We start from the raw sequence: 12,592 nt of genomic DNA, 5'->3' as shown, positions 1-12,592 counted from the left end.
ACCAGAAAAGGCGGCTCCCATTCGATGAGGTCGCCTTTTTTGCTGACTCCACCGCGTTATGGAATCTGAAATGACCGACCAGACTACCCGCCTGCCGATCCGCCGCGCCTTGATCAGCGTCTCCGACAAGACCGGGATCCTTGAATTCGCCCGTGAGCTGCAACAGCTCGGCGTCGAGATCCTGTCCACCGGCGGCACCTTCAAGTTGCTCCAGGACAATGGCGTTGCCGCGGTGGAAGTTGCCGACTACACCGGCTTCGCCGAAATGATGGACGGCCGGGTCAAGACCCTGCACCCGAAGATCCACGGTGGCATCCTCGGCCGCCGCGGTACTGACGACGCCATCATGGCCGAGCACGGTATCAAGCCGATCGACCTGGTAGCCGTCAACCTGTACCCCTTCGAAGCGACCATCTCCAAGCCAGGCTGCGACCTGCCGACCGCCATCGAGAACATCGACATCGGCGGCCCGACCATGGTCCGTTCGGCTGCCAAGAACCACAAGGATGTGGCGATCGTGGTCAACGCCAGCGACTACGGCCAGGTGCTGGAAAGCCTGAAGGCCGGTGGCCTGACCTACGCCCAGCGCTTCGACCTGATGCTCAAGGCGTTCGAGCACACCGCGGCCTACGACGGCATGATCGCCAACTACATGGGCACCGTGAACCAGGTGGCCGAGACCCTGAGCACCGAAGGCCGCAGCGAGTTCCCGCGCACCTTCAACAGCCAGTTCGTCAAGACCCAGGAAATGCGCTACGGCGAAAACCCGCACCAGAGCGCGGCGTTCTATGTCGAGGCCAAGCCTGCCGAAGCCGGCATCGCCACCGCGGTCCAGCTGCAGGGCAAAGAGCTGTCGTACAACAACGTGGCCGACACCGACGCTGCACTCGAGTGCGTGAAAAGCTTCGTCAAGCCGGCCTGCGTGATCGTCAAGCACGCCAACCCGTGCGGCGTGGCCGTCAGCCCGGATGCCGAAGGCGGTATCCGCCAGGCCTACGAGCTGGCCTACGCCACCGACACCGAGTCGGCCTTCGGCGGCATCATCGCCTTCAACCGCGAGCTGGATGCCGAAACCGCCAAGGCCATCGTCGAGCGTCAGTTCGTCGAAGTGATCATCGCCCCGAGCGTCAGCGAAGAAGCCCGCGCCGTGGTTGCCGCCAAGGCCAACGTACGCCTGCTGGCCTGCGGCCAGTGGTCGGCCGAACGTGCCGCTGCCTGGGACTACAAGCGTGTCACCGGCGGCCTGCTGGTACAGAGCCGCGATATCGGCATGATCACCGAGGCCGACCTGAAGGTCGTCACCAAGCGTGCGCCGACCGAGCAAGAGATCCACGACCTGATCTTCGCCTGGAAAGTGGCCAAGTACGTCAAGTCCAACGCCATCGTCTATGCCAAGAACCGCCAGACCATCGGTGTCGGTGCCGGTCAGATGAGCCGCGTGAACTCCGCTCGTATTGCTGCAATCAAGGCCGAGCATGCTGGCCTGCAGGTACAGGGGGCGGTCATGGCGTCGGACGCATTCTTCCCGTTCCGTGACGGTATCGACAACGCCGCTAAAGTGGGTATCACTGCCGTGATCCAGCCAGGCGGCTCGATGCGGGACGCAGAAGTGATCGCCGCCGCCGACGAAGCTGGCATCGCCATGGTCTTCACCGGCATGCGCCACTTCCGTCACTGATACGTGCGGGCTTGATACAGAAGCGGGCTTGCTCCGCGATGCGCTCACATCGCGCAATCGCGGGGCAAGCCCGCTCCTACTAAGAGCCGCTCCATCCGAATTAGCGTCATCGAGGTTTTGACATGAAAGTTTTGATTATCGGTAGCGGCGGTCGTGAACACGCCCTGGCCTGGAAAGTCGCTCAGGACCCACGGGTCGAGAAAGTCTTCGTTGCCCCGGGCAACGCCGGCACTGCCACCGAAGCCAAGTGCGAGAACGTCGACATCGACGTCACTGCCCTGGAGCAACTGGCTGACTTCGCCGAGAAAAACGTTGCCCTGACCATCGTCGGCCCTGAAGGCCCGCTGGTTGCCGGTGTCGTCGACCTGTTCCGCAGCCGCGGCCTGGATTGCTTCGGTCCGACCAAGGGCGCAGCCCAGCTGGAAGGCTCCAAGGCCTTCACCAAGGATTTCCTGGCTCGCCACAAGATCCCGACGGCCGACTACCAGAACTTCACCGAGATCGAGCCAGCCCTGGCCTACCTGCGCGAAAAAGGCGCTCCAATCGTGATCAAGGCCGACGGCCTGGCCGCGGGCAAGGGCGTCATCGTTGCCATGACCCTGGCTGAAGCCGAAGACGCCGTACGCGACATGCTCGCCGGCAATGCCTTCGGCGAGGCCGGTTCGCGCGTGGTCATCGAAGAGTTCCTCGACGGCGAAGAAGCCAGCTTCATCGTCATGGTCGACGGCCAGAACGTGCTGCCAATGGCCACCAGCCAGGACCACAAGCGCGTCGGCGACGGCGATACCGGCCCGAACACCGGCGGCATGGGCGCCTACTCCCCGGCACCGGTGGTCACCGCCCAAGTGCACCAGCGCGTCATGGACCTGGTGATCTGGCCGACCGTGCGCGGCATGGCCGAAGAAGGCAACGTCTACACCGGCTTCCTGTACGCAGGCCTGATGATCGACAAGGCCGGCAACCCGAAAGTGATCGAGTTCAATTGCCGCTTCGGCGACCCGGAAACCCAGCCGGTCATGCTGCGCCTGGAGTCGAGCCTGGTCCTGCTGATCGAAGCAGCCTTCGCCAAGGCCCTGGACAAGGTCGAAGCGCAGTGGAACCCGCAACCAAGCCTGGGCGTGGTCCTGGCGGCTGGCGGCTACCCTGGCGACTACACCAAGGGTGCGGTCATCAACGGCCTGGATGCTGCAGCCAAGCTGACCGGCAAGGTCTTCCATGCCGGTACCGCCCTCAAGGACGGCCAAGTGGTTGCCACCGGCGGCCGCGTGCTCTGCGCCACCGCCCTGGGTGAAACCGTCGAGGCCGCCCAACAGCAGGCGTACCGCCTGGCGGCCGAAATCAACTGGGAAGGCAGCTTCTACCGCACGGACATCGGCTATCGCGCCATTGCCCGTGAACGTGGCGAGCATCACGAGTAAAAAAGCGCCTGCAGGCAGCGACGCCATCGGCGTCCTGCCTCCGGCTCGTCGACAGGGCCCCTCGTGGGCCTTGCCTTCGACTTGGCGCGCCGCGCATAGTTATCATTCGGCACTTTGCTAAGAAGGGATCTCGTCGTGCGTTGGCTCAGGATCGCCATTGGCTTCACCGTCAGCCTGCTGACCCTGCTCTGCTTGTTCCCGGTTTCCGCCGAACATGGCAGTGGCTGGGCGGTTTTGCTCGACGAGCAGGCCAACCTGCAGCTTAGCGACATACGTTCCGAACGCTACCGCAACCAGTTCAGCCCCCTCGAACTGGACCAACTCAATGCTGCAACGCCAGACCAGGCGCTGTGGCTGCATTACCGTCTGGAACCCGGGCAGCACGAACAACTGCTGCGGATCTTCGCCCCGGATCTTTCTCGCCTGGATCTCTACGCCCTCGATGGCGACCAGCTGATCAAACAGATGCACAACGGCCGCCCCTCCGAAAACGGCGACCCGAGCGTGCGCAGCAGCGATCACATCCTGGCCCTGCCCAACAGCGCACATACCCTGGACATCTACCTGCGCCTGGTGTCCGAGCATCAGTTGCGCCCGGCCATCAGCCTGGAGCCGGCGGTCAACGTTGCCGCCGACCAGCGCCAGGCGCTGTTGTTCGGCCTGCTGTTCGGTTGCCTGCTGATGCTCATGCTGCACAACCTGATCCGCTTTGCCTATTCACGCTCGACCACCAGCCTGAGCCTGGCGGCCTATCACGGGCTGATGCTGCTCAGTGCCCTGATCCTGCTCAACCTCAGTGGCCCCTGGTGGAGCCTGTGGCACTCGGCGCAAACACCTGCGGCCTACCTGACCGCGCTGCTTGCCAGCCTGGCGGGCCTGACCTTCACCCTGCGTTTCTTCAGCCCTTGCGGCCAACCCCGGCTCAACCGCCTGCTGATGGTGGAAATGATCCTGGTCGGGCTGTGCGGTCTGTTGTTGCTGTTCGTCGACACCCTGCCGCTCAACCTGATGACCTACGCGCTGTTCGCCATCGGCAGCCTGACCATGCTGCTGATTTCCAGCTACCACTGGTACAAGGGCTATGAGCCGGCGCGCTTGTTCGCGCTGTCGATGCTGGCGTTCAATATCGGCTGCCTGGTGGTGTTACCGGCCCTGCTCGGGCTGACCCGCACGCCCACCCAATGGCTGTTGTTCATCTTGCTGGGCATGGCCAGTTTCAGCGGCCTGCTGCTCAACCTGTCGGTCAGCGAACGCCTGCGCCGGATCAGCGAGGAGCGCTTCAGCGCCAGCCGCGAACTGGCCGCCAGCAATGCCGAAATCAACGCCAAGGCCGAGTTCCTGGCCAAGATCAGCCACGAGATCCGCACCCCCATGAATGGCGTGCTGGGCATGACCGAGCTCTTGCTCGGCACTCCACTGTCGGTCAAGCAGCGCGACTATGTGCAGACCATCCACAGTGCGGGCAACGAGCTGCTGACCCTGATCAACGAGATTCTCGACATCTCCAAGCTCGAGTCCGGGCAGATCGAATTGGACGATGTGCAGTTCGACCTCAATGCCCTGATCGAAGATTGCCTGAGTATTTTCCGCGCCAAGGCCGAACAACAGAACATCGAGCTCATCAGCTTCACCCAGCCCCAGGTCCCGCGGGTGATCAGTGGCGACCCGACGCGCCTGCGCCAGGCACTGCTGAGCCTGCTGGAAAACGCCCTGAAAAACACCGAGCAGGGGGAGATTCTGCTGGTGGTGGCGGTCGATCAGCGTGGCAGCGCTCCACGCCTGCGCATCGCCGTGCAGGACAGCGGCGAGGCCATTTCCCCGGGTGAGCGCGAAGCCCTGCTGCAGGCCGAGCTGCACAGCAAGCACTTCCTCTCCAGCAACAAGCTGGGCGGTCACCTGGGCCTGGTCATCGCTAAGCAGCTGATCAGCCTGATGCAGGGTGAGTTCGGTATCAAGACCAGCCACGGCATGGGCAACACCCTGTGGTTGACCCTGCCCCTGGACCCGCAACGCCTGGAGCAACCGCCGACCGACCTCGATGGCCCGCTGCGTGGCGCCCGGGTGCTGGTGGTGGATGACAACGACACCTGCCGCAAGGTGCTGGTGCAGCAATGCAGTGCCTGGGGCATGAACGTCAGTGCCGTGCCTTCGGGCAAGGAGGCGTTGGCCCTTCTGCGCACCAAGGCACACCTGCGCGATTATTTCGATGCGGTGCTGCTGGACCAGAACATGCCCGGCATGACCGGCATGCAACTGGCGGCCAAGATCAAGGAAGACCCAAGCCTCAACCATGACATCCTGCTGATCATGCTCACCGGCATCAGCAATGCGCCCAGCAAAGTCATCGCGCGCAATGCCGGGGTCAAGCGGATCCTGGCCAAGCCGGTGGCCGGGTATACCCTCAAGACTACCCTGGCCGAAGAGCTGGCCCAACGCAGCAAGGGCCAACCGGTCATGCCGGCACCGGCAAGCCTGGCCACGCCGCTGAACCTGCCCGGCGACTTCCGCATCCTGGTGGCCGAAGACAACAGCATTTCCACCAAGGTCATCCGCGGCATGCTCGGCAAGCTCAGCCTGGAACCGGATACCGCCAGCAACGGCGAAGAAGCTCTGCAGGCGATGAAGACCCACCACTACGACCTGGTGCTGATGGACTGTGAAATGCCGGTACTCGATGGCTTTTCGGCAACCCAGCAACTGCGTACCTGGGAAGTCGCCAACCAGCGCAAGCGCACTCCGGTCGTCGCCCTGACCGCGCACATCCTGGCCGAGCACAAGGAGCGGGCGCGCCTGGCCGGCATGGACGGGCACATGGCCAAGCCGGTCGAGTTGTCACAACTGCGTGAGTTGATCGAACACTGGGTCGCCCGTCGCGAGGCCGAGGCCACCCAGGTACCGACCCCGTAAACCTGCGCACGCCTGATACACTTCCTTCACGTTCCCCTACCCTCGCGAGCCCGACCATGCTCCATGAGTTGTTCAGCGTCTACCTGAAAATGCTCGTGCTCTACAGCCCGTTCTTCGTGCTTTCCTGCTTCATCAGCCTGACCCGCGGCTACTCCAGCAAGGAGCGCAAGCACCTGGCGTGGAAAGTGGCGATCGCCGTGCTGATCTCCAGCGTGATGTTGTACCTGTTCGGGCGGGTTATCTTCGGCGTGTTCGGCATCACCGCCGACGCCTTTCGCATTGGCGCCGGCAGCGTGCTGTTCATCTCGGCGCTGGGCATGGCGCAGGGCAAGTCGGCAGTGCAGACCGACAACGTCCAGCAGGACGTCACCATCGTGCCGCTGACCATCCCCCTGACCGTCGGCCCCGGCACCATCGGTGCCCTGCTGGTGATGGGCGTAGGCCAGCCACATTGGGACGACAAGTTGCTGGCCATCGTCAGTATCACCCTGGCCAGCTTCACGGTGGGCCTGGTGCTTTACCTCTCCCACCGTATCGAGCGGATTCTTGGCGACCAGGGCCTGCAGATCGTCAGTCGCTTGATGGGGTTGTTCGTCTGCGCACTGGCCGCGCAGATCATCTTGACCGGGATCAAGGGGTACCTGGTGCCCTAGAGCACCAGGTCATGAATCTCGCGCAAGGCCACGGCCTGCAAGTTCGCCTCGACCCGCTGGCGAAATTCCTGATCGAACAGGCGCGTGTTGAAGCGCACCAGCTCGGCCTTGACGGTACGCTGGCGGCGCTGACGATACAAAAAGCCGGCAGTCATCTGCGAACGCTCCATCGACTCATGGTAAAGCACCATGTCGATGCAGCCGTTGCGGGCAGCCACGCAGGGGAGCAACTGGAACACCCCTGACGCTCTGGTTCGCTGCTCGAAATGCGCCAGCGCCGCACGCTCGAACCTGAGCCGATCCATGGCCAGCCCCATGGAGGTCGCGTACTCACTACCGGCGGTTGCCGAGATCGTACGCAGGGCGCCATCGACAATGTCCGGCCGCTCCCGACCCGGCCAATGCACCTCACTGGCCGGCAGTGCATCCCACCCGTAGAACATCAGCTTGCGCTTGTAGTAGCTGTACCAGTCCTGGATCAACTTGTTCTCCAGGGCATCGCGCGTGTCTCGTTCTGCGATCAGCGCCGCCAGCTTCACAGATGCTTGCTGGTCCGCTGTCAGGCCCGGCGAGAACGACATCAGCCCCGCCCCGACCACTGCTGCCTGTGACGTGCTCATGGGAGCCTCCTGGTAACGTGCCTATTGCGCTCATGACTCGCCCAAAAAAACTGCGGGATGGCTCGAGGAACGAGCCATCCCGCACTCTCAGATGTCGTAGTCCAGGACGTTGCTGACAATGCGCTCGCCCAACTTACGCTCGATGGTTGAGCGCACATGCTCGTACAAGGACTTGTTGAACGACAACGCCGCGGAGCCTGTATAGGAAGTCAAGGTGCTGCTGTTCCACTCGAACACCGCCAGGTCGAGGTCGTGGGTCGCGGCGGCGACTTGCACCGCACTCATGACCAGGACCACTTCGCCGGTCTGGGTCTCGATGCAGGAGGCCAGGCCGACGGAGGCGTTGGCCTTGTCCTTGATGTTGCGCTTGAGCAGTTGTTGCGCCTCGTCAACCAGGCCGAGCTTTTCAAGGGCATTCTCGGCCAGCTTGTTCAGGGCCGCTCCCACCGGGCCACCAAGAAACGCCTGGCCGATGCTGCTCACCGCCTTGGCGGCAATAGCGCCGACCTTGAGCGACTGCGAACCTTGATTGACCTGCTCATAACAGCGGCGCGCAGTCACCCAGCCGCAATCGTGCATGACCTTGAGGAACGCCTTGAACCACTCCTCACCCTGCCCCTCCTGGTCAAAGCGCTTGCTCGCTACCAACGACGCAAAGTGATAGGCGTTTTTTACGTCGCAACGGCTTTGCAACGACATGCCAGCACCGAACGCCATCAGCGATTGATCGACGATAGACGCGGTGTTGCCGCTCAGAATTTCCGTGGTATCAGTCATCTCGAATATCCTTTCGTGAAAGCCCCGCTCGTCATCGACGGGGGGCTTCACACTATTCGAGAGGCTTGGCTGAATCAGGATCGAAGGCTTTCCCCGGGCAGATCAGTCCTGTGCCGGGTACCAGCGTGGGGTGTACACCCAAGGCTCGGCGTTTGCCCGCGCAAACTGGCAAGTGGTGGACGAGCCCACCAGTACCATCGTACGCATATCGACCATTTCAGGTTGCAGGTCGCCAAGGCTGACCACTCTCAGCGTCTGCCCTGGCCTACCAATGTCGCGGCCAAGAACTACAGGGGTTTGCGCGGTACGGTGCTGGCGAACGATTTCCAGTGCCCGCCCCAATTGCCACGGGCGTGAACGCGAGATCGGGTTGTAGAAGGCCAGTGCCAGGTCCGCCTGGCAGGCAAGGTCAAGGCGCTTCTCGATGATCGACCAGGGCTTGAGGTTGTCCGACAGCGACAACACACAGAAGTCATGCCCCAGTGGCGCACCGGCCTGGGCAGCGGTGGCCAGCGACGCCGAGACACCGGGAAGCATCTGCAGGTCAACGGCATGCCAGCGCGGGTCGGTCGACGCGTGCAAGGCCTCGAGTACGGCAGCGGCCATGGCGAATACGCCAGGATCGCCAGACGACACCACCACCACCGAACGCCCTTGGGCGGCAAGTTCGAAGGCATGGCGGGCACGCTGCATTTCTTCGCGGTTGTCGGTGCAGTGCATGACCTGGTCGGCACGGAAAGGCCCGGCCATGCGCACGTAGGTTTCATAGCCCAGGATATCGTTGGCCCGGGCAAGCTCGGCCTTGACCGCGGGCACCATGAATTCGGCCGCGCCCGGCCCCAGGCCGATCACCGCCAGGCGACCGCGGGCACGGCCGACCTGCAAGGGGTCGATCGGTTGGCTGGACACCACGATGGCCAGGTGTTCGCTGACCGCTTGCGGCGGCAACAGCTGCGCCATGGCCTGTGCCGCCAGGGCGCTGGCATTTTCGGCGTGCGCCGCAAACCGCAATGCAACGCCCAGCTCGGAGGCTGCCGCATGCAACGCCGGCTCAGCCATCAACGATTCGCACGCCAGCAGGCATGCCAGGGCAGGCTCGGCGATCTGCGCGGCGGCCAGGGCTTCCCGCACCGCGCTCGACACCTGGGCCGGCATGGCCGTGATCGCCACCATGACGCAACGCGGGTAGATCACCAGCTCGTTGTCAGAGACTGCGCGTGCGTCGCAGCCGACATGAATGGCCAACTGCGCCTGCTCGCTCTGCGGCAACTGGGCTTGTGCCAGCCAGGGCGCCTCGCCGTCGATGCGTACCGTCTCCCCGGCCAGCAGGTCGCTGACAAAGCGCTTGCCCAGCTCCAGATCGGCCAGGGCATAGCCACTGGGCGGGTTGAGCAGGCAAGTGCCGAAGCGCAGTTCGCCACTGGTGGTGATGGCCGCTGCCACCCCCAGGCCCGCGGCAATCTCCCGGGCCATGACATTGACTCCGCCCAGGCCACCCAACAGGGGCACCACGGCACTGCCGTCCTCGGCCACCGCCAGTACCGGCGGTTCAACGCCCTTCTCCAGAAGCACGCTGGCGAGGGTGCGTATGACGATCCCGGCCGCACACAGGGCGATGATCGGGGTGTCCTGCTGATACAGCTGGCGCAGGGTCGCGCCAAACTCCGCATAACGTGAGTCGACGTCGTCGACCCGGCCCGCCAGGCCATGGATCAACGCGTCGGGGTACAACTGCTGGATCTTGCGGGCAGTGGCCAGGCTGCCTTTGCCGAGGATGACAATGGCCGGTGCTTTACGAGTCATCAGCCTTGCCACCTTTCACCGGGAACAATGATCAGCGAGAAGTACGGAGAAGACTGCGGGTCGACATCGTCCAGGGCGACGATCTTCTGGTTGGCCATGGTCGCGCGCTCCACATACAGCGCACGCTCGGCAAGCCCCAGCTCGCCCAGCACCTGGCGCACCTTGGGGAAGTTGCGGCCAAGCTTCATGATCACTGCCGCGTCGGCATCGGCCAGGCGGCGCTTGAGCTCATCGGCAGGCAGCACGCCCGAGAGTACCGACAGGCTCTGGTTGCGATAAACCAAGGGCGCACCCAATACCGAGGCGCCGCCGAGCATCGAACAGACGCCCGGAATGACCTCGGCCTGGTAACGCTCGGCCAGGCGATCGTGCAGGTACATGTAGGAGCCGTAGAAGAACGGGTCGCCTTCGCAGATCACCGCTACATCGCGCCCGGCATCCAGGTGCGCGGCGACTTCCAGGCTCGCTTCGTCGTAGAAGTCGCTGATCACTTGTTCATAGGAGAGCGGTGCCGGCAACGCTTCGGTGGTCACCGGGTACACCAGCGGCAGCAAGGTCTGTGCCTCCTGCAGGTGGCTTTCGATGATGCCGAAGGCGTTGCCGCGCTTACCCTTGGCCACGAAATAGGCAACCACCGGCGATTCACGCAGCAGGCGCAATGCCTTGACCGTGATCAGCTCCGGGTCGCCGGGGCCGACGCCCAGGCCAAGCAAACGTCCACGAGCCTGCATCATTCGACCTCCGTGGCCAGTGCATTGACCGCAGCGGCCGCCATGGCGCTGCCGCCCAGGCGGCCCTGCATGATCACGAATGGCACGCCGCGGCTGTCGGCCGCGAGCATCGCCTTGGATTCGGCAGCCCCGACAAAGCCCACCGGGAAGCCCAGGATCAACGCAGGCTTGGGAGCGCCGGCATCGATCATCTCCAGCAGATAGAACAGTGCCGTCGGCGCATTGCCGATCACCACCACGCTGCCTTCCAGGTACGGTCGCCACAGCTCCAGCGCGACGGCCGAGCGAGTGTTGCCAAGCTCGCGGGCCAGGTCTGGCACCTGCTCGTCGCGCAGGGTGCAGATCACCTGGTTGTTGGCAGGCAGGCGGGCACGGGTGATGCCTTCGGCCACCATCCGCGCATCGCAGAGGATCGGCGCGCCCTTGGCCAGGGCCTGGCGGCCGATCGTGCCGGCGCCTTCGGAAAACTGCAGGCCGTCGATGGCATCGACCATGCCGCAGGCATGAATCACCCGTACCGCGAGTTTTTCAAGGTCGGCAGGAATACGATCAAGCCGCGCTTCCTCACGAATGATCGCGAAGGAATTGCGATAGATCTCCTGACCATCGCGGATGTAATCAATCATCAAGGGTGCTCCGTGAGCGGGCATCAAGCAGTGCGCCCGCTTCTTCTAGTGTTAGGTCGCGCGCGCGCAGGGCACCGAAGCCCGCCTGACGGGCGTCGCGCAAATAAAGATCGTAGCGGCCCGGGGTACGGGCCAGCAGGGTCGCCGGGGCAACGTGGGCCACGGCGCAGGAACGGCTACAGCCGCTCAGGTGCACGCTGGCCGGGACGCCCGGGGCCAGCAAGCTCGACAGGTGCACGGCATCGGCCTTGGTGTCGGCCAACCCCTTGGCGCAGCCCGCCGAACCGGTGCAGGCGACCACCCGCGCCAACGGCTCGGCCGCTGAACACAGCAAGCCCAACCGGGCGCAACCGGCAGCAACACTTGCCAACTGCGACTGGGCAACATTGGGCAGTAGCAGGCTTTGCCAGGGCGTCATGCGCAAGCTGCCATCGCCGTGCTCCCTGGCCAACTGCGCGGCGCCACGCAGCATCGTCGAGGTCAGACGCCCCAGGGGCGGCGCGCCGCCGAATGCGCTGAGCCCGCCCTGGTGCTGTGGATAAATCCCCAGGTGGCTGCACTCAGTCGTCGGCCGACGCCATTGCAACACTGCCGGATCACGACGGACCGGCAATTCCAGGCCATCGATGAATGCCTGCGGCGTGACATCGCACAGCAGGTGGCGCATGCGTGACTGTTCAGGGCCCGCCAGATCAAGAAAGCGATCGAGGACCGCAACCACCAGTTCAAACCCTTGATCCGCCGGCACCGCACCGAGCGGCGAATCCAGGGCGGGGCTGCCTGCCAGGCCGAATGCAAGCCAGGGCTGGGCATCCAGCATCAGGGCCGACAGCCACAGGTCATGGGGATGCTCAAGCATAGCCAGGCCTTCGCCGGCATCCAGTTGCAACGCGAACTTGGCCGACAACTGATGAAAGCGTGGCGTGGTTTCCAGCGCCTGCAGCACGCGGGCGGCCAATGGCCGGGCGTCGAACAGCATGTGTCGGTCCACCCCGGCCCCGGGGCTGAGCATCAGGTTGCGGACATCGTCACCGGCCGCATCACGCGGTCCCAGCCCGGCCGCCAACAAAAGCTCGATCATCCCCGCCCGTTCAGCCTGGATGCCGCGAATCTGCAGGTTGCCGCGGTTGGTAGCCTCGATGACGCCACTGGCGTAGCGCTCGGCCGCCGTGGCCACTGCATCGGCCTGATCGGCTGTCAGCGCACCGCCGGCCAGTTTGATCCGGCAGATGCCGCCATCCAGCGCCTGGACGATACGCAGCAACCCCGGGCAAGCCGAGGGGCGGAGTGCAACGTGGGGCTGGCGGGCCGGCAAAGGCTCGTTCAAAGGGTCACCCGACAATCGTGAAAAGGCACTTCAGTGTAGAAGGCGCGGTATT

General features: G+C 64.0%; 10 protein-coding genes. 4 read left to right on the top strand and 6 right to left on the bottom strand.

Annotation, left to right across the window (positions count from 1 at the left end):
- Window positions 1–70: 70 nt before the first annotated feature.
- From purH to NPS58_RS22465, 4 genes are all read left to right on the top strand, one after another.
- Window positions 71–1,678 (top strand): bifunctional phosphoribosylaminoimidazolecarboxamide formyltransferase/IMP cyclohydrolase, encoded by a 1,608-nt coding sequence (gene purH / locus NPS58_RS22480; protein WP_274117459.1) that lies wholly within the window; start codon window positions 71–73, stop codon window positions 1,676–1,678.
- 122 nt (window positions 1,679–1,800) lie between these two features.
- Window positions 1,801–3,096 (top strand): phosphoribosylamine--glycine ligase, encoded by a 1,296-nt coding sequence (purD, locus tag NPS58_RS22475; RefSeq protein ID WP_274117458.1) that lies wholly within the window; start codon window positions 1,801–1,803, stop codon window positions 3,094–3,096.
- 135 nt (window positions 3,097–3,231) lie between these two features.
- Window positions 3,232–6,003, top strand: coding sequence for a hybrid sensor histidine kinase/response regulator (locus NPS58_RS22470; protein WP_274117457.1), 2,772 nt, complete (start codon window positions 3,232–3,234; stop codon window positions 6,001–6,003).
- Window positions 6,004–6,059: 56 nt separating this feature from the next.
- Window positions 6,060–6,656, top strand: a complete 597-nt coding sequence (locus NPS58_RS22465) for a MarC family protein (protein ID WP_274117456.1) — start codon at window positions 6,060–6,062, stop codon at window positions 6,654–6,656.
- On the opposite strand, the gene NPS58_RS22460 is transcribed toward NPS58_RS22465, so the two are convergent.
- The 6 genes from NPS58_RS22460 to cobG form a co-directional block, all read right to left on the bottom strand.
- Entirely contained in the window at window positions 6,653–7,276 is a 624-nt protein-coding gene (locus NPS58_RS22460) for a hypothetical protein (RefSeq protein ID WP_274117455.1), read from the bottom strand. The two genes, NPS58_RS22465 and NPS58_RS22460, sit on opposite strands and share 4 nt — an antisense overlap.
- An 87-nt stretch (window positions 7,277–7,363) precedes the next feature.
- On the bottom strand, window positions 7,364–8,053 hold the full coding sequence (locus NPS58_RS22455; protein WP_274117454.1) for a hypothetical protein: 690 nt from the start codon (window positions 8,051–8,053) through the stop codon (window positions 7,364–7,366).
- 102 nt (window positions 8,054–8,155) lie between these two features.
- Window positions 8,156–9,856, bottom strand: a complete 1,701-nt coding sequence (gene cobJ / locus NPS58_RS22450) for a precorrin-3B C(17)-methyltransferase (protein ID WP_274117453.1) — start codon at window positions 9,854–9,856, stop codon at window positions 8,156–8,158.
- Window positions 9,856–10,590, bottom strand: coding sequence for a precorrin-2 C(20)-methyltransferase (locus NPS58_RS22445; protein WP_425313091.1), 735 nt, complete (start codon window positions 10,588–10,590; stop codon window positions 9,856–9,858). Before NPS58_RS22445 ends, cobJ begins: the two co-directional genes overlap by 1 nt.
- Window positions 10,587–11,213 carry a precorrin-8X methylmutase gene (locus NPS58_RS22440; protein ID WP_274117452.1) on the bottom strand — a complete coding sequence of 209 codons (627 nt, stop codon included), beginning with the start codon at window positions 11,211–11,213 and terminating at the stop codon, window positions 10,587–10,589. Before NPS58_RS22440 ends, NPS58_RS22445 begins: the two co-directional genes overlap by 4 nt.
- Window positions 11,206–12,540, bottom strand: a complete 1,335-nt coding sequence (cobG, locus tag NPS58_RS22435; RefSeq protein WP_274117451.1) for a precorrin-3B synthase — start codon at window positions 12,538–12,540, stop codon at window positions 11,206–11,208. The genes NPS58_RS22440 and cobG overlap by 8 nt, the downstream gene beginning before the upstream one ends.
- Between the last annotated feature and the right edge of the window lie 52 nt (window positions 12,541–12,592).

Origin of the sequence: Pseudomonas putida (assembly GCF_028682455.1) — a bacterium.
Lineage (GTDB): Bacteria > Pseudomonadota > Gammaproteobacteria > Pseudomonadales > Pseudomonadaceae > Aquipseudomonas > Aquipseudomonas putida_AA.
This window is presented reverse-complemented; position numbering and strand designations above follow the sequence as displayed.